18 protein-coding genes and 1 pseudogene are annotated in these 17,249 nt (G+C 34.5%); 17 read left to right on the top strand and 2 right to left on the bottom strand.

Annotated elements, in window-relative coordinates; genetic code table 11:
- The first annotated feature begins 220 nt into the window (after positions 1-220).
- The 6 genes from IPM71_15530 to IPM71_15505 all read left to right on the top strand — a co-directional run bounded on the left by IPM71_15530 (position 221) and on the right by IPM71_15505 (position 4,764).
- Positions 221-676: a hypothetical protein gene (locus tag IPM71_15530; protein QQS50968.1), complete on the top strand. Its 456-nt coding sequence runs from the start codon at positions 221-223 to the stop codon at positions 674-676.
- A gap of 203 nt (positions 677-879) precedes the next feature.
- Positions 880-1,275: a HEPN domain-containing protein gene (locus tag IPM71_15525; GenBank protein ID QQS50967.1), complete on the top strand. Its 396-nt coding sequence runs from the start codon at positions 880-882 to the stop codon at positions 1,273-1,275.
- Complete coding sequence (locus tag IPM71_15520) at positions 1,251-1,583, top strand: nucleotidyltransferase domain-containing protein (protein ID QQS50966.1); 333 nt, start codon at positions 1,251-1,253, stop codon at positions 1,581-1,583. The genes IPM71_15525 and IPM71_15520 overlap by 25 nt, the downstream gene beginning before the upstream one ends.
- Before the next feature lie 187 nt (positions 1,584-1,770).
- A complete protein-coding gene (locus tag IPM71_15515) occupies positions 1,771-2,751 on the top strand; it encodes a BtrH N-terminal domain-containing protein (GenBank protein QQS50965.1) in 981 nt (326 codons plus the stop codon).
- Between the two features lie 167 nt (positions 2,752-2,918).
- Complete coding sequence (locus IPM71_15510) at positions 2,919-3,395, top strand: hypothetical protein (protein QQS50964.1); 477 nt, start codon at positions 2,919-2,921, stop codon at positions 3,393-3,395.
- A 274-nt stretch (positions 3,396-3,669) separates the two neighbouring features.
- Positions 3,670-4,764 carry a Fic family protein gene (locus IPM71_15505; protein QQS50963.1) on the top strand — a complete coding sequence of 365 codons (1,095 nt, stop codon included), beginning with the start codon at positions 3,670-3,672 and terminating at the stop codon, positions 4,762-4,764.
- Between the two features lie 325 nt (positions 4,765-5,089).
- Here the strand turns inward: IPM71_15505 and IPM71_15500 are convergent, their stop codons facing one another.
- Positions 5,090-6,304, bottom strand: a complete 1,215-nt coding sequence (locus IPM71_15500; GenBank protein QQS52858.1) for an IS701 family transposase — start codon at positions 6,302-6,304, stop codon at positions 5,090-5,092.
- A 299-nt stretch (positions 6,305-6,603) separates the two neighbouring features.
- On the opposite strand from IPM71_15500, the gene IPM71_15495 reads away from it, so the two are divergent.
- Both IPM71_15495 and IPM71_15490 read left to right on the top strand, forming a co-directional pair.
- Positions 6,604-6,954: a hypothetical protein gene (locus IPM71_15495; GenBank protein ID QQS50962.1), complete on the top strand. Its 351-nt coding sequence runs from the start codon at positions 6,604-6,606 to the stop codon at positions 6,952-6,954.
- An 890-nt stretch (positions 6,955-7,844) separates the two neighbouring features.
- Positions 7,845-8,213, top strand: coding sequence for a hypothetical protein (locus IPM71_15490; protein QQS50961.1), 369 nt, complete (start codon positions 7,845-7,847; stop codon positions 8,211-8,213).
- On the opposite strand, the gene IPM71_15485 is transcribed toward IPM71_15490, so the two are convergent.
- Positions 8,202-9,416: an IS701 family transposase gene (locus tag IPM71_15485; protein ID QQS52857.1), complete on the bottom strand. Its 1,215-nt coding sequence runs from the start codon at positions 9,414-9,416 to the stop codon at positions 8,202-8,204. The two genes, IPM71_15490 and IPM71_15485, sit on opposite strands and share 12 nt — an antisense overlap.
- 385 nt (positions 9,417-9,801) lie before the next feature.
- Between IPM71_15485 and IPM71_15480 the strand changes: the two genes are divergently transcribed.
- The 9 genes and pseudogenes from IPM71_15480 (at position 9,802) to IPM71_15440 (ending at position 17,247) form a co-directional block, all read left to right on the top strand.
- Entirely contained in the window at positions 9,802-10,431 is a 630-nt protein-coding gene (locus IPM71_15480) for a DUF4852 domain-containing protein (GenBank protein ID QQS50960.1), read from the top strand.
- Between the two features lie 173 nt (positions 10,432-10,604).
- Positions 10,605-11,078: a hypothetical protein gene (locus tag IPM71_15475; GenBank protein ID QQS50959.1), complete on the top strand. Its 474-nt coding sequence runs from the start codon at positions 10,605-10,607 to the stop codon at positions 11,076-11,078.
- Between the two features lie 732 nt (positions 11,079-11,810).
- Positions 11,811-12,299, top strand: a complete 489-nt coding sequence (locus IPM71_15470; protein ID QQS50958.1) for a hypothetical protein — start codon at positions 11,811-11,813, stop codon at positions 12,297-12,299.
- A gap of 182 nt (positions 12,300-12,481) precedes the next feature.
- Positions 12,482-13,554, top strand: a pseudogene (locus tag IPM71_15465) (IS3 family transposase).
- 218 nt (positions 13,555-13,772) lie between these two features.
- Entirely contained in the window at positions 13,773-14,234 is a 462-nt protein-coding gene (locus IPM71_15460; protein ID QQS50957.1) for a hypothetical protein, read from the top strand.
- Between the two features lie 179 nt (positions 14,235-14,413).
- Positions 14,414-15,070 (top strand): FRG domain-containing protein, encoded by a 657-nt coding sequence (locus IPM71_15455; GenBank protein ID QQS50956.1) that lies wholly within the window; start codon positions 14,414-14,416, stop codon positions 15,068-15,070.
- 77 nt (positions 15,071-15,147) lie between these two features.
- The gene (locus tag IPM71_15450) at positions 15,148-15,342 is read left to right on the top strand and encodes a hypothetical protein (GenBank protein ID QQS50955.1); all 195 of its coding nucleotides are present in this window, start codon (positions 15,148-15,150) and stop codon (positions 15,340-15,342) included.
- A 325-nt stretch (positions 15,343-15,667) separates the two neighbouring features.
- Positions 15,668-16,459, top strand: a complete 792-nt coding sequence (locus IPM71_15445; protein QQS50954.1) for a type IV toxin-antitoxin system AbiEi family antitoxin — start codon at positions 15,668-15,670, stop codon at positions 16,457-16,459.
- Positions 16,456-17,247, top strand: coding sequence for a nucleotidyl transferase AbiEii/AbiGii toxin family protein (locus IPM71_15440; GenBank protein ID QQS50953.1), 792 nt, complete (start codon positions 16,456-16,458; stop codon positions 17,245-17,247). The genes IPM71_15445 and IPM71_15440 overlap by 4 nt, the downstream gene beginning before the upstream one ends.
- The last annotated feature ends 2 nt before the right edge of the window (positions 17,248-17,249 follow it).

Below are 17,249 nucleotides of genomic sequence, written 5' to 3'. Positions count from 1 at the left end.
GAAGCAATGGTTCATCGTGAAGTGCTTGACTATAGCAATGTTATCTTTAATATTATAAAGCAAGCGGATAAAAATGAACTGTTTGTGTCAATGGATTATCAAAAGTATTTCGACCCATTTTTGTCATCAGTCAATGAGCTGAAATATGACGATTTTATAAAAACTATGAATAGTTTTAATAAGAACAATTATTTATCATGGCTAAATAAAAATTATCTAAATGAGTAGAGCAAAAGGACACGTTCCAAAATCTGGACAAGAAAGAGCTGCATATGTAGACTATATCCGAAAGCTCGATTATGAACCTACAAAAGATGAAGCTTTAGATTTTAGTGAATCTACAGATAAAGAGCCTGATTATAGTATACAAAAAGCAAATAAGGTTAAAAGATTATCAACATGGGAGCAATTTCAACTTCACTTTGAGGATAATTGGGTAAAATGGGTTATAGCTGGTGTCGCTATAGTGATTTCATTTTTTATTGTTACATCTCAAGTTTCAATAAGTGGTCTGGGAATTAAACAAGACCAAACAAATAAAGACATTGAGAAAATAAATGGAGACATTGATGATTTGGAAAAGGCAAATAGTGCACAGGATTTGAAGATTCAAAAAAATGAAATAAACATTGAAAATCTCAAGGAAAATCAAAAAAACAAGCAAGAGAATAAATAAAAACGGCAGCCAACACATGGTATAGTGCATGCGGGTTTCAGAGGTTTTCGATGGTTTGTAGCTCGTAAAAAAAGTCGGTGTAAACTGATAGGAAATCGTCTCGCAATCCCGCACGACACCATACCATAAAACGTTAGGTGTAAGCAACGGAAACCACAGTGCCACGATTTCATTTCATAAAAAAAGAGAGTTATCTTTGAAAAATGAAAACAAAAGAAGAACATATTGATTTTTGGCTAACTCAGGCTGATGACGATTGGACTGCTGTTGATACCTTATTCAAAGGTCGAAATTATTTGCAATCATTGTTTTTTGCCCACTTGGTGATTGAAAAAATATGTAAAGCATTATGGATTAAGCATAATGATGGAAATGTACCTCCGAGAACTCACAATTTAATTCATTTGCTTTCAACTACACCAATAAAATTGGATGATGATAGAAGTGAATTCATGTTGAGTTTGAACCGATTTCAGTTAGAGGGTCGATACCCAGATTATTTGACAAAAATGCATAATATTTGTAATGAGCCATTTACGACCGATATGATTGATAAAACAAATAAATTGAGATTATGGTTACAAGAGAAAGTGCAATAAATACAGCAAGATTATTTATTAATGATTGCCAATCAAATGGACTGACTTTTCATAAGGTATTTTTATTTGGTTCTGCTGCAAAAGAAATGACTCATGAGTGGTCTGACATTGATTTGTTATTAATTTCCGACCAATTCAGTGATAATGTTTTTGAGAATTTAAAATTGTACTCAAAGATTAATATAAAATATCCTGTGATTGAGACTCACCCCTATCCAACAAAATATTATTATGAGGGTGATGATTTTATTAAGGAGATAAGTAAAGAAAGTATAGAAATAATGCCTACACCTAACACGCGGTCATAAAACATGCCGGTTTTAGTGGGTATTCGAGCGTTTCGTCCCGCCTCGTAGGTTCGTAACGGGGGATACGGACGCAGCCCCGCAATCCGGCACGTTTCATACCGCAAAACGTTAGCGGTCAGCTAAAAAAGACACACACTACTGACATAGGGTTATCAATTGGACAATATAATTTTGAAGTAAAAGCAAAATGAAAATTGAGAATTTAAAACCGTTTAACGGACAACATTGTGAAACGACGGCGACAGGAACTTTGTTGCTACAACTAGGAATTGAACTTTCTGAACCAATGCTTTTCGGTTTAGGTGAAGGACTTGGGTTTATCTTTTGGAATATGAAATCAATGAGTTTTCCATTTATTGGAGGACGAGTAAAACCAGACGTTTTAACAGAAAACATTGCAAGAAACCTAAACCTTGAATTGACTGTGAAAGAAACTTCGTCAACTCAAAAGGCTTGGGAAAATGTAAAAGAACTTATTGATAATGGACAAGTTGTTGGGCTGAAATTGGACTGCTATCATTTAGAGTATTTTTCAAGACCATTTCATTTTGCTGGACATTATGCTGCACTTTATGGTTATGATAGTGAAAACGCCTTTTTGGTGGACACTAATCAACAAGGCGGACAAGTGAAAACAAGTTTGAAAAGTTTAGCATTGGCACGGGCAGAAAAAGGACCAATGTCATCGAAAAATCTGTTTTACTCATTACGTAAGACAGACAAAATGTTTGATATAAAAAGTGCAGTAATTACAGCAATTAGAAATAATGCGACAGAACATATTAATCCACCCATTACAAATATTGGATATAAGGGAATTCTAAAAACAAGTTCTGAAATAATTAAGTGGTTTAAGGCAAGTAAAGACATTGAAAATGACTTCAAAACAACTGCAATGCTTATGGAAAAGGCAGGAACAGGTGGCGCATTGTTTAGAAATTTATACCGGGACTTCTTAAAAGAATGTTACGACTTGCTAGAACTTGACAAAATAAAAGCAGGACACGAAGCATTTGTAGAAATTGCTGAACTTTGGAGTTCCGTTTCTCTATTATTTGAAAAAGTAAGCCAAACGAAAGAATTTCAGTATATTTTGCAAGCATCAGACATCTTGAAAACAATTTCGGAAAAAGAAAAAAAGACAATGGAATTATTGACGACAATATAGCCGAACCGCTAACATGCGGTATAAAACATTGGGGTTTAAGTGGTTACGTAAGCTTTCTGCCGTGCATTAAATTCGTTGTAACTGGATAGGAAAGTAGCCCGCAATCCCCAACGATTTCATACCGTCAACCGTTAGCGTTCAGCAAAAAACTGCAATATTGAGAATTTATGATACTGTTTAATGACAAATATAATCTTGAATTAAATATCTCTCATCGAGTTTTTATTGATGGACTTCTAAAGATGACTGAGTTACGAGAAGATTTAAGTAATGATATATTCCCCAACAAGAAAAAAGACTTTCTGGGGCAGATTGAATATAATAGATTTACAATTGTTAAAAATAAAAGTTTTTTCCTTCAAAACAATTATAAGATTGTAGGACAGATAATTGAGCAAGGAGATAAAATTCATATAAATGGTTCGATAAAAGGGTATAAATTGCTTTTACTATATGTTTTGACATTTTCTTTATTTTCTTTTAGTGGAATGATTGTCCAACTATTCTTTATTGATGGACAAGAAGACTTAAGAAATTTCTTTTCTATACTTACCTTGGTTGGAAGCACAAATACTTACATAGTTGTAAATGGATTTAACAAGTATAAAAAACAATTCATTGAAAAGATAAAAAGTATAAATTGAATATAATTGCCGAAACGCTAACAAACAACACCGATCATGCGGGTAACAGAGCGGGTTTTGGGTGGTTGTGGCTCGTAAACAAACACATTGTAAACTGATAGGTTATCGCCCCGAAATCCACGCACGTATCGGTGTCGTCAACCGTTAGTGGCAAGGGCAAAGAAATAAAATGCGGAGTATAGAATGAATTATATACGCAAAATGTGCGGATTTAATTTGGATATGCGGAGAATAAATGCTATTTTGGACGCATAATTAGCGGGGAAAATGAATTATGTATCTATACAACAATCAAAATTGGCCAATTTTTCAATGGAATAGTGAAAAACTTTTACCATTGCTGTCATATGTGAGAAACAGGCAAGGAAAGCTTATTGGGAAAATGGGAGCATTGGGATTCGAACTACGCAACGAAGCAAATCTTGAAATTTTAACTCAGGAGATTTTAAAATCTACAGAAATTGAGGGTGAATTTCTCAACAGAGAACAAGTAAGATCGTCAATCGCGAGACGACTAGGATTAGAAATATCAGGATTAGTATATTCTGAACGTAATGTTGACGGAATTGTTGATCTGATGATAGATGCAACCAAGAACTATGACAAAGAACTAAATAGAGAACGGCTATTCTCTTGGCATTCTTCGCTTTTTCCAACTGGACAAAGTGGAATGTACAAAATAATAGCTGGAAACTGGCGTGACGATTCAACCGGACCAATGCAGGTTGTGTCTGGAGCATTAGGAAAGGAAAAAGTTCACTATCAAGCGCCGCCAGCGGCTCAACTTGAAAATGAAATGCGGATTTTCTTTGATTGGTTTAATTTGGAACAAAATACTGATTTGGTACTTAAATCTGCAATTGCACATTTATGGTTTGTAACACTTCATCCTTTTGAAGACGGGAACGGTAGAATTTCAAGAGCACTAAGTGATATGTTGCTAGCACGTTCTGATGAACAATCGTATAGATTTTATAGTATGTCGACACAAATCAGAAAAGAAAGAAATTCCTATTATGACATATTGGAAAAAACTCAGAAAAGTGGTTTAGACATTACCAGTTGGCTCGAATGGTTTTTGAATTGTTTATTACATTCCATTGAGAATTCTGAATCGCTTCTTGAGAAAATAATTTATAAACACTCTTTTTGGTTAACGCAAACTAGAGTAAACATAAATGACAGACAAAGAAAAATTCTGAATATGCTAATGGACGAATTTGAAGGAGTATTAAATACAACAAAATGGGCAAAGATTGGAAAATGTTCACAAGATACAGCTTTGCGTGATATTCAAGATTTAATTGAAAAAGGAATTTTGATAAAAAGTGAACAAGGAGGTCGAAGTACAAATTATGAAATGAAATGAACAATAATAAGTCCCAGCCACTAACACATAATATACGTAAGCCGGGGGTTGCGGGTAATTCAAACTTTTGTACATTTACTAAAGTTTGTAACGGCTTGACCGGTTTATGCTTTTAATTCCCGGCCTACGCATATTATCATCGTTGTGTGCCATTGCGTCCAGAGATATTTTATTCATACAAAATTCAATAATTTGAATTAAATAAAAGACAAATAATTATACTTTAATAGATTTTACTTATGGAAAGGAATAAAACTAACCTGATTAGAAGGAACTGTTTCTTAATAATTTTGATGTTTTTTACATTAATTCTACTTTAACAGATTTACAATTTTGAATATGAGTAATTTATATCACGCTGTCGTTTTAAATGCCGGTCATAAATTCTATCAATCATTTGTTCTTCGGTCATCTGTTTATAAAGTTTAAAAGTGATAAATTCTTTAATATCACGAGCCGATAGTAAAGGTAAATCATCAAAGCAATGCAATTTTTCTTTTAAAATAAATGACGAGACCAAAAAGTTTAATGCAACCTGGTGTTGCCATGCAAGCCATTTTCGTGTCTGAAACTGGTCTAGCCCGAGTATCTGTTTTGATTCTTTTATGCAATGTTCTACAAAGTACCGTTGTGCTTGCATATAGGCTATAGCTTTCTTAGTGTATTGTTCAAGATTAGCATTGGTAAAAGAATATTTTATTTCGTCCTTGCCTTCTTTGGTTTTCGTTTTACGGATAACCAGTAACCTTTGCTCTACTTGCATTTTACTGTTATTGATTATCCAAAGCTTTATAAAATGATAGTCAGCTACAAGAACTCCTTTGGCTGTATTACGAACACTAATACGCTGCCAATTTTCGTCATTTAAAGTCTGTAAATATTTTGATACACTTAATTCGTCTGTAGTTGCTTTTAATTTCTTGGGTTCACGACCCTTATTGCTTTTTCGCTCGGGAATAGCCAAGTCAGGACGTTCCAAATATATTTTTTGGTCTTTATGGATATCCAGCATGTACAGATAACCAAGCAAATCTATGCTGCTGGCAAAATCCACATCGTTACCATAATAACCATCGCCTCCAATAAAATCGAAGATGATGCCATTGGTTACTTGCTGGCGAATAATTTCTAATGCCAGTTCGAGCTTAGTTTTAAATGTTCGGTGCTTTACAGGAACGCCTGCTTTTTCGCATCTTGTCTTGTCGTCACACCAAGCCTTGGGAAGGTATAGTCGGGCATCAACCATTGATGCAAAATCCCCATTACTTAAACAAGCAAATACCGCAACCTGACTATTTGATAGTTTCCCTACATTCCCACAATATTGATGTCCAACGCCTACGCTATGGTCGCCTTTTTTTACCCAACCACTTTCATCAATAATCAATCCTGTAAGTTTTCTTTTGGGTAAAACCTGGCTTACTTCCTGGGCTACTTGATTTATCAAAACTCGATGATCCCAGTTAGACTCAGTTATAAAGTGCTGCATTTGATGGTAGTTAGCTCCCAAATCTTCGCTTATTCTTTCAATATTGCGCATCTGACTTTGTATTATTCCTAATGAATATTGCTGTGCTTTGTCAAAGAACTTCTTTGTTGAATTACAAAATACATGCTGATAATCATTAAGGTGAACACTAACTCGCTCTATTACAGAGGTCAGTGTTTTTCCATATCGATTATTATTTTTACGTTGTATTAAACATTTTTCGGAACGATAAGCCTGTTTTTCTGTGCATTGAAGATACTGAATTTCCTTGAAATATCAATGTTTACAAGGGTTTTGTTTAATCTGTTAAAGTAGAATTAAATATTTATTGTCAAAAATCTCTTATTGGTTTGTGGAAAGGTACAGACGAACAAGGGGAGGTAGGATATTTAAGTTTTGATTCTGTTGGTTATGCTATGATTATTATTCAGAATGATACATTAGGCGGGAAAAAACAAACTGGAAGCGAAAACAAACAAGTTCTAACTTATCAAATAGATACTAATGTAACTCCAATAACTATAGATTTTATTGCATCTCTATCTGATACTAAAGAAGAACTTGGTCGATTACTTGGCATTATTGAATTTATAAATGAAAAGAAAATGAAAATAAGATTAAACTTTGACACTTCTGAAAGACCAAAGGATTTTTTACCTGTTGGAAATATTGATACAATGTTAATGGAAAAATATGAATAACGGCACACAACACATAATAGCGAGCATGCGGGCTTCAGTGGTTTGCAGGCCTCACCTCTCGTAAACAAAAGCATTGTAAACTGATAGGTGATCACTGCGCCAACCACGCACGACTCGCTATTATGAAACCGTTGCGTGCAATGGCATCAAAACCGTGACACCTGGAAATCGGATGAAAGTAAAGTACACCGATAGGTATCCTTCGGGATTGTGTGAACCGATTCAAATCTGACTTGGTAGCCCGGCATAAGTTTCTACTCCGTAGTTAGCGTTCTGCATCAGGATTCCTATCGCTGCACTTTTATTTTGATTTGACCTGCAAGAAATCAATGATGCTGATACCATTTGGACTCAACGCTCGATAGGATTTGAGAAGTTTGTTATGATTTGCTACTGGATATGTTTTTAACGTATGAAAACTCTATGATTTAATGATTTAAGAGTTATTGGGAGAGCCAATTCTGACGAGCCTCGCTCCTACTCGTATTGTGACTTCCAGTGCAAGTAGATAAGTCAGACACAAATTGACTTCTGGCTGCAAGTAGATTTTTATGCGCTGATTTTTAAAGGCTATCGAAAACGTGAGATTTCTAAAAATTAAGCTGCCATCGGGATTTAAAATTGTAAAAGACATTAACTAACCGTGGATATTTGACCTTCATTATCTATTTGGACAAAAGGACAAAATTTTAAAACAAAAACCCACTGCACGCAACAAGCAGTATACGCAATACGGGTTGTTTTGCTATATTTGGGCTATGTACAAGCAATCAACATTCAGTAGTGCTGACAGTAGGGCTTTCCAAAATTCCCGCACTGCGCATACTGCTGGGCGTTAGGTTGCATAAAAACCTCAGATACTACAATAATTATCAATTAAATAATAAACTATGAGAAAACTAATGACATTATTATTGATTTCATTTTCAATAGCTGGGTTTAGTCAAAAATACCTAAAATCTTATGACCCTTATACTGCTAAAAACGGACATGTTTATAAAGTTGGTGATAATATTTATATCACTGAGCCAAAAAACTTTAATAATGAATTTTTATCATTATACACCAACAAGGGTTTAACATCAAAAGCAGATGTATTATATATTTACACAAGTTCGACAGGTGAAAAAACAATCTACGATAGACGATTTAAAAGTTATCCTATTAGATACTTTCTAATACAGCCTGATGGTAAACATATAGCTGCATTAGAAATCAATACACTATTTAATTCTACTTTAACAGATTTACAATTTTGAATATGAGTAATTTATATCACGCTGTCGTTTTAAATGCCGGTCATAAATTCTATCAATCATTTGTTCTTCGGTCATCTGTTTATAAAGTTTAAAAGTGATAAATTCTTTAATATCACGAGCCGATAGTAAAGGTAAATCATCAAAGCAATGCAATTTTTCTTTTAAAATAAATGACGAGACCAAAAAGTTTAATGCAACCTGGTGTTGCCATGCAAGCCATTTTCGTGTCTGAAACTGGTCTAGCCCGAGTATCTGTTTTGATTCTTTTATGCAATGTTCTACAAAGTACCGTTGTGCTTGCATATAGGCTATAGCTTTCTTAGTGTATTGTTCAAGATTAGCATTGGTAAAAGAATATTTTATTTCGTCCTTGCCTTCTTTGGTTTTCGTTTTACGGATAACCAGTAACCTTTGCTCTACTTGCATTTTACTGTTATTGATTATCCAAAGCTTTATAAAATGATAGTCAGCTACAAGAACTCCTTTGGCTGTATTACGAACACTAATACGCTGCCAATTTTCGTCATTTAAAGTCTGTAAATATTTTGATACACTTAATTCGTCTGTAGTTGCTTTTAATTTCTTGGGTTCACGACCCTTATTGCTTTTTCGCTCGGGAATAGCCAAGTCAGGACGTTCCAAATATATTTTTTGGTCTTTATGGATATCCAGCATGTACAGATAACCAAGCAAATCTATGCTGCTGGCAAAATCCACATCGTTACCATAATAACCATCGCCTCCAATAAAATCGAAGATGATGCCATTGGTTACTTGCTGGCGAATAATTTCTAATGCCAGTTCGAGCTTAGTTTTAAATGTTCGGTGCTTTACAGGAACGCCTGCTTTTTCGCATCTTGTCTTGTCGTCACACCAAGCCTTGGGAAGGTATAGTCGGGCATCAACCATTGATGCAAAATCCCCATTACTTAAACAAGCAAATACCGCAACCTGACTATTTGATAGTTTCCCTACATTCCCACAATATTGATGTCCAACGCCTACGCTATGGTCGCCTTTTTTTACCCAACCACTTTCATCAATAATCAATCCTGTAAGTTTTCTTTTGGGTAAAACCTGGCTTACTTCCTGGGCTACTTGATTTATCAAAACTCGATGATCCCAGTTAGACTCAGTTATAAAGTGCTGCATTTGATGGTAGTTAGCTCCCAAATCTTCGCTTATTCTTTCAATATTGCGCATCTGACTTTGTATTATTCCTAATGAATATTGCTGTGCTTTGTCAAAGAACTTCTTTGTTGAATTACAAAATACATGCTGATAATCATTAAGGTGAACACTAACTCGCTCTATTACAGAGGTCAGTGTTTTTCCATATCGATTATTATTTTTACGTTGTATTAAACATTTTTCGGAACGATAAGCCTGTTTTTCTGTGCATTGAAGATACTGAATTTCCTTGAAATATCAATGTTTACAAGGGTTTTGTTTAATCTGTTAAAGTAGAATTAATTATTTCGTCGATATTGATAATGCTATCGAGGCAGATGAAATTGCAAATCTCAATAAAAAATTTTACGAATCAATTTGGGGAAATAAGTTTTATATTTCTGATAGTATAGCATTTTTGCAATATATATCAAGAGAGTCTGAGATTACTAAAGATTTAGCAAAGGAGTATTTATACCTATTTGAGAGGGAAAAATTCAATTCAATACGAGAAGATGAATTTGAATTTCATAAAGGAATTAAAAATACTCAAGCAGAGCTAAATAGTTTGATAGCGAAACAAAACAAAAATGAAATATTCACTATACTTTTCGAAGATGAAGTGGAAAACTACGATTTTGATTCAGAGTCTTTTCCTATAAAATGGATTCATAATGGAACACAAGTTTATAGCGACTTATGGGAAGGATTAACACCTGATGATATAAATAGAGATCGTGTTAAATTAACTGACTTGCGTATTAGTTTTATAAATACATCTGAATTTAAAAGTATACCACTACCTATGGATAAGGCAAATGCCTTTGTAAAATTCAAAAAGGATGAAAACGGGAATGTTGATAGGGATATTTTTATGAAAATAGGCTTTAGAATAACTGGAATATCGGACGGAAAAATTGTAACTGAGAGTTATTTTAGCGGAGAAAAGTATCTTTTAGCAGAGATTGTATACATAGACTTTTTTGCTGTTGATAATGAGAGATATATAAATTATTATCATTGGTGGTTGAATAGAATGGAAAAATAAATTACGCAACCTAACACATGGTATATTGCATGCGGGTTTCAGAGGTATTCGAGCGTTTGTAGTTAGTAAAAAAGGTCGGTGTAATCTGATAAGAAATCGCTTCGTAATCCCGCACGACACCATACCATGGGGGCGTTGGGCGCAACCTTGAAAAAACGAAAACTTGACCTACAATGAATTTTTCTAAAAAAATTTCGGATTTAATTTACATCGATAGATACAAGTTTGGACCTCTTGTTTTATTTCCTATGCTTGGATTAATGCTAATTGGATTCTCTTTTTATAAAATAGAAATTTTAATTGCAGATTTGAAAGACTTATCAATGATTGAAAATAGGATATATGATACAAGAATTGAAAGAAATAATTTTGCAATTAAACTTAATGACAATAAGAGTGAATTTTTTACTGACCACACAGAACTTGAAAATTTTTTAAAACCTGGAGAATTCATAAAGATTTATTATAAAAAAAGAATATTCTTCCCCAAACACTTAATAATATACCAAATTGAGGCGAATGGCAAAATTTTGATTGCATTTGAAATGAAAAAGAAAGAATCTTTGACTATTATGATAATATGTTTCGTTTTAGGATTTTCATTTTTGGGAATTAATTATTTTTATAGAAAACGAGTAAATAAATAAAAGGCAGCGCCCAACACGTGGTATAAAAAACTGCCGAGAGTTGCGCAATTTTCAGGTTCATCACCCGCATCAACACTCGTTTAGCTTGATAAATCATTCGCCCGCAATCGGCAGCTTCTCATACCACCACCGTTACAGCCAAGTGTCACCTGCCAATTTTAAGGTCATTTTACTGATAGTGCATCTAAGTTAGCTCCGGGTTGATAACACATTTTGCATGCCCCAGTCCCACCGCTTCATTTAATTGGAATGCTATTTTAACGGCTTGCAAAGTGTCACAAAACTTGGGTAAAGTTCAAAAACCAATTCCAAAACCATGAGTAAGCTTTGGCTCTTTTGGCAATAAAGCCTTTTGTCTGCTGAATAATAACCATTTACTCAGCCTCTGAGCCAATGGTTTGGCTAATGGTTTTTGAAACAACTTTTCCGCCACTTTGCCTGGCACCATGACAAGTCCTGCAGCTATTAAATGCCCGGCAGATAGATGAGATAGCAATTAAATCCGGTTCCGGGGGCAAAATGATGTTCCAAACCTTGTGCGCCCATATAGGTTTGCGCTTTTAACACGCCGCCACCAGGCTATAACAGCCAATATAAGCAAGCTGGGTGTTGCAGAAATAGAAAAGTTTGTATATTTAATCCGCGGTATCGCTGGTTTTTTGGGTTGGTGCTTTTATTCCCAGCCTGCTCATATTGGCGTACCGTTGTGCAAAATTGAAAAACATACTCTATATGAATATATTTAAAAAGATATCGAAAGAATTATGGTTTGTTCTAATAATTCTAGTAGTAGGATTTCTATTTTTATGGTTTTTTGGAAATAATAACAAGAAACAAGATAGACTAATATTGGAAAATGGAATTGAAACAACAGGAACAATTATTTGCAAACTAAAAGGCTCAGATAATTCAGCTAAAACTTTTGGTTTAAAATACGATTTTAAAATTGGAGACACATTATATGCTGGCTATTTAGATTTATATAATAACAGTTTTTACTATAAGAAAGCAATCATAGGGATGAAATATAAAGTAAAATATTTGCCAGGAAATACTCAAAACCATAATAATTCTAGAATTTATATTGACCATCCTATTTTGGAAGAGTTTAACAATATTAAAGCTGAAAGAGATAGAATTATTAATGTTTATGAAAATGGGGCAAAATGTTTAAAAGATACTTGTTCAGTTATTGAAGGAAGAATAATATTAGGTTTATAATTACAATTAACTTTGCACAACACATGGTCTGCGAGCATGCGGGCCTTGGTGGGCGGGCAAAGTAGGTGGCTCGTAAATGTAATTCATTGTACACTGATAGGTTATCGCCCCGTACTCCACGTGAAAGCTTCCCCCAAAACAGTAGCGATTAAAAATATAGTTTAATCGTTAACTTTGGTAGAATGAAAACAACAAAATTTACAGAGAGTCAAATCATCAAGATTCTGAAAGAGCAGGACCAAGGCAAGAGTGTTTCGGATATCTGCCGGGAGCATGGTATAAGCCAACCAACTTTTTATCAGTGGAAATCAAAGTATTCAGGGATGGAGGTAACCCAGTTGAAAAGACTTAAGGAACTGGAACGAGAACTTTCGCAATACAAGAAGATTGTAGCTGAACAGGCGTTGCATATCACGGTTTTAAAAGATGTAATTGAAAAAAAGCTCTAAGGCCTGCAGAGAAACGGGAATTGGTAACCTATGCTCAACAAAGGCACACGTTGAGCATTCGGCAGGCCTGTGTGCTATTTAATATATACCAGAGTGTATATTATTATCAACCCATTGCGGGGAATGATCAGGAAATTAAGGACAAGCTGGCAGAACTAGCAGAGGTTCATCGCCGGTGGGGATTTTGGATGATGCACTATCACCTGCGGCAATTAAATCATTTCTGGAACCATAAAAGAGTTTATCGGGTTTATACCGAGATGAAGCTTAACTTGAGAAGAAAATGTAAAAGAAGGCTGCCATTGCGCCCGCAGGAGTCCTTGTTACAGCCGCTATTACCTAACTTAACCTGGAGCATGGATTTTATGCATGATGTGCTTAATAACGGAGTTAAATTCAGGACATTTAATGTAATCGATGATTTTAACCGGGAAGCTTTGACTATCACCTTAGGTACAAGTATTACAAGTCTGCGGGTAATCAGGGAACTGGAACGATTAATCGACTGGAGAGGCAAACCCGAACACATAAGGGTTGATAATGGGCCGGAATTTATCGCCCAGGCTATGGAAGACTGGGCAAACGATAAGAATATAAAACTCAAGTTTATTCCCAAAGGAAAACCGCATAGAAATGGGTATGTAGAGCGATTCAACAGAAGCTATCGTGAAGAAGTTCTGGATAGTTACCTATTTGAAAACATCCGACAGGCACAACTAATCTCAAATGCATGGCTATGGTCTTACAATAATGAGCGACCCCATAGTTCGCTGATGTACCACACTCCGGTATCATTCCTATTGAAATATGGAAAACTTCACCGCCCACAAGGCCCAACAAAGTTTCCCACATTTCAACAGGACATAAACATTAATTTAAAAAGTTTAATTTTAAATGCTACTAATTAGGGGAAGCTTTCACTACGACCAACCTTGACATAAATAAACTTCCAGACGGAATAAAATTTACAGGTACAATTAAATCAGCGATTCGTTGGACAGACAAATTAGGTGATAACATCGTTGTGACGACTGAAACTGGCGAGATAATTAACAAGACAGCCCCTTCAGACAATTACAGAGACGCATCACTTTACGCTTACCACTACATAGTTGGTAAGGATAGTATCCGTTTGACATGGAAGGTTTACGACTTTATTAAAGAATGCCCAGTTGACATTGAGGTCAATTTTGTAAAAAACACTTTTCAAGTAACCGACCTAAATAGTGATGGAATTGCAGAAGTGTGGTTAATGTATAAAACCTTTTGCCACGGTGACGTAAGTCCGTGTGACATGAAAATAATCATGTATCAAGGACAACAGAAATACGCAGTGAGAGGACAAAATAAAGTTCAGGTTTCAGACAAAGAGTTTTACGGTGGGGACTATAAATTTGACAAAGCATTTGCTGATGGACCAAAAGAGTTTTTGGAGTTTGCAAAAAAGTTGTGGGATAAAAATATTATGCAGAAATGGAGTGAATAGAAGCACGAACCGCTAACACGCGGTATAAAAAATTGCTGGTTCAGTAGTTTATTTAAGGGTTGTAGCCCGCTTTAATTTTTGTGTAACTTTGCATTATATAGCCCGCAAACAGCAACTTTTCATACCGCGGGCACGTTAGGTTTCATTGCAAGAGAACTCTACAAATAAAATTTTACTAAATGAATGCCATTAAAATTATTAATTGTACAGATAAATCCATTCCTTTTAATGCGAGAGAATATTTGAATTTTATTAGAAAATCTAATGATTTTTGGTGGAATGAAAACTATGAAAAATGTGAGTGGATTTTTCGTGGTCAATGGAACAGTAATTGGAATTTAAAACCATCTGCTTGGAGAGAGCCAAATACTACATTAGACCCATTAATAAAGAAAATTGATGATTCACAAGATTACCAAGACCAAGACATTAATGAATTTGAAAAAAAATTCATGTTACAAACGCAAGCGGAAATTAAGGCTGTGGCTGATTTCACAAATTTGGCAAGGATTTTAGGTTTTAAAATACCGGAAAAGAATTTTCATACGCCATCATATTCTGATAAAGTTCAACATTCTTCTGATTTTTTTCTTAAAGACCATTTTCCTCTTGCTCAACATCATGGAATCCCAACTAGACTTTTAGATTGGACTACTGACCCTGTATTTGCAGCATATTTTGCAGTCGGCAGAGAATATAGGAATGAAGAAGAATTTGAAAACATATGTATTTGGGCTTTTAATAAAAAAAGATATTCAGAAGTTTGGAGTACAAATGAAAATAAACTGTTTGCTATAAATACCTTTTTGATTTTAATCATGGAAATGAATACATAAAATCTCAAAAAGGAGTTTTTACAAGAATTGATGGAAAAATAAAAGATTTCTATTTAAAATATCATGAATTTCCAAGTTTGGATAAAACCATTGACATTGAAACAAAAGAAATTGAATTAGAAAATCCGATTCTTTATAAAATAGAATTAGCAAAGAGTGAAGCTGATAATTTATTAGTTTTGCTTGAAAAGGAAGATATTAATCAGGCACAATTAATGCCAAATCTTGATAAGATAAGTGAAACTCTAATTGCAAGATGGAAACATCTGTAGAAGCAACGAAAACCTAACACATGGTCAGCGAGCATGCGGGTTTCCGAGGTTTGCGGGCGTTTGGGGCTCGTAAAAAAGACAGGTAGTAAACTGATAAGAAACAGCTTCGAAATCCCGCACGACTCGCTACCATAAAACGTTGTGTTTAATGCTATGAGAGACCGTGCACATGCCGACCCGCAAACAACACATTTAAAAATCCCACAAGCAAACCCACTTCCAAAATTTTTAAAAGAGTTGTTTTTTTGCCATCGCACAAAGAAATCGTAGTAATAATTTGAGATCGGTAGATTAATTTGATACTTTTATCGAATACTTACTAAACATGAATGCAAAAGAATATATAAAATATCTGTTATCAATTGAGAACTACTCATTTTCATTGGATGAGATTGCTAAAGAAACAGCAGGTAGCAGTAATTCTTTAAAATTTGAACTCCTTAGATTGTCAGAGAAAGGAGAAATAGTAAATCTTAGAAAGGGATTTTATTTAATAATCACACCTAGATATTCTTCAGCGAAAAAACTCCCTCTACAACTTTACTGTGAAAAATTATTTAAATATCTGGATAGGAATTATTATGTAGGCTTATTTTCCGCAGCTAAATTTAATGGAGCAAGTCACCAACAGGTTCAGCGAGATTACTTAATAACTGAGAAACCAAAATTTAACGATATATCAAAAAACAATATAGACATTCGGTTTTTCACAACAACCAACTGGTCTGATAAAAATATTCAGCAAAAGAAATCAGATGCAGGGATTTTTAAAATTTCCAGCCCGGCTTTGACAATTGTTGATTTAATACATCATCAGACAAAATTGGGTGGAATAAACAGATTGCTTGCAACAATTGAGGAACTGACAGAAGAGTTAACAGAATCTGATTTGTCAGAACTTTTAAACTGGTATCCGAATAAAAGTACTTTGCAAAGATTCGGATTTTTGCTTGAAGAACTTGGTATGGATGAAAAGTTTCAAGAAATGATTTATACAGAACTAAAAACAAAAAACTTCTTCCCAGTTTTATTAAGCCCAAAATCAAAAGAAAAACCAGGTGCAGTTGATAATAAGTGGAAAGTAGATGTTAATGTAAAATTAGAAAGCGATTTATGATACCTAAACCATATATAGCAAAGTGGCAGGAACACGCACCATGGAATGAATTTTCTCAGGTTGAGCAGGATTTGATTATTTCCCGAACCTTAGTGGAAATATTCTCTGATGACTTCCTGAGAGAAAATCTTGCATTCAGAGGAGGAACAGCTTTGCATAAACTCTATCTTAATCCAGCACCTCGATATTCTGAGGATATTGATTTGGTGCAAATTAAAGAAGGCCCAATAAAACCCATAATGGAAAGGTTAAACGAGGTAATTACCTTTTTTGAAGAACCAAGAAAAACGCAGGTAAGAGGACATGGAGCAAAAGCATTATATCGTTTCACATCGGAATATGAAGAAATACGAATGCGATTGAAACTCGAAATTAACTGCAAGGAACATTTTAATGTGCTTGATTGGGTTGATTTTCCTTTTAAAGTTAAAAGCGAATGGTTCTCTGGTAAAGCTGAATTGAGAACTTACAATATAAACGAACTTTTAGGAACAAAACTTAGGGCATTATATCAAAGAAGCAAAGGAAGAGATTTGTTTGATTTAGATTATTCACGGCAAAATATTAATTTGGACTATGAGCAAATCATAACTTGTTTTAAGGAATACACTTCGTTTGCAACAGGGAAAAGACCACCAAGTAAAAAAGAGTTCTTACTTAACATTGAAGAGAAAGAGGTTAGTTTTGAGTTTATAGGTGATATGGAAGCATTGCTAAGACCAGATATTAAATACAATCAACGTGATGCTTTTAATTGGTTGAAAAATGAATTGATTGAAAAAATGTAGAA

It is taken from the genome of Bacteroidota bacterium, assembly GCA_016699695.1.
Lineage (GTDB): Bacteria > Bacteroidota > Bacteroidia > Bacteroidales > UBA10428 > UBA10428.
Note: the sequence above shows the minus strand (reverse complement) of the source record. Positions and strands in the feature narration are given on the sequence as shown.

Excerpts from the sequence above, each read along its gene's own strand:
- IPM71_15530 (QQS50968.1), top strand. The coding sequence starts at position 221 with ATGAGTAGAGCAAAAGGACACGTTCCAAAATCTGGACAAGAAAGAGCT.
- IPM71_15525 (QQS50967.1), top strand. The coding sequence starts at position 880 with ATGAAAACAAAAGAAGAACATATTGATTTTTGGCTAACTCAGGCTGAT.
- IPM71_15520 (QQS50966.1), top strand. The coding sequence starts at position 1,251 with ATGGTTACAAGAGAAAGTGCAATAAATACAGCAAGATTATTTATTAAT.
- IPM71_15515 (QQS50965.1), top strand. The coding sequence starts at position 1,771 with ATGAAAATTGAGAATTTAAAACCGTTTAACGGACAACATTGTGAAACG.
- IPM71_15510 (QQS50964.1), top strand. The coding sequence starts at position 2,919 with ATGATACTGTTTAATGACAAATATAATCTTGAATTAAATATCTCTCAT.
- IPM71_15505 (QQS50963.1), top strand. The coding sequence starts at position 3,670 with ATGTATCTATACAACAATCAAAATTGGCCAATTTTTCAATGGAATAGT.
- IPM71_15500 (QQS52858.1), bottom strand. The coding sequence starts at position 6,304 with ATGCGCAATATTGAAAGAATAAGCGAAGATTTGGGAGCTAACTACCAT.
- IPM71_15490 (QQS50961.1), top strand. The coding sequence starts at position 7,845 with ATGAGAAAACTAATGACATTATTATTGATTTCATTTTCAATAGCTGGG.
- IPM71_15485 (QQS52857.1), bottom strand. The coding sequence starts at position 9,416 with ATGCGCAATATTGAAAGAATAAGCGAAGATTTGGGAGCTAACTACCAT.
- IPM71_15475 (QQS50959.1), top strand. The coding sequence starts at position 10,605 with ATGAATTTTTCTAAAAAAATTTCGGATTTAATTTACATCGATAGATAC.
- IPM71_15470 (QQS50958.1), top strand. The coding sequence starts at position 11,811 with ATGAATATATTTAAAAAGATATCGAAAGAATTATGGTTTGTTCTAATA.
- IPM71_15455 (QQS50956.1), top strand. The coding sequence starts at position 14,414 with ATGAATGCCATTAAAATTATTAATTGTACAGATAAATCCATTCCTTTT.
- IPM71_15445 (QQS50954.1), top strand. The coding sequence starts at position 15,668 with ATGAATGCAAAAGAATATATAAAATATCTGTTATCAATTGAGAACTAC.
- IPM71_15440 (QQS50953.1), top strand. The coding sequence starts at position 16,456 with ATGATACCTAAACCATATATAGCAAAGTGGCAGGAACACGCACCATGG.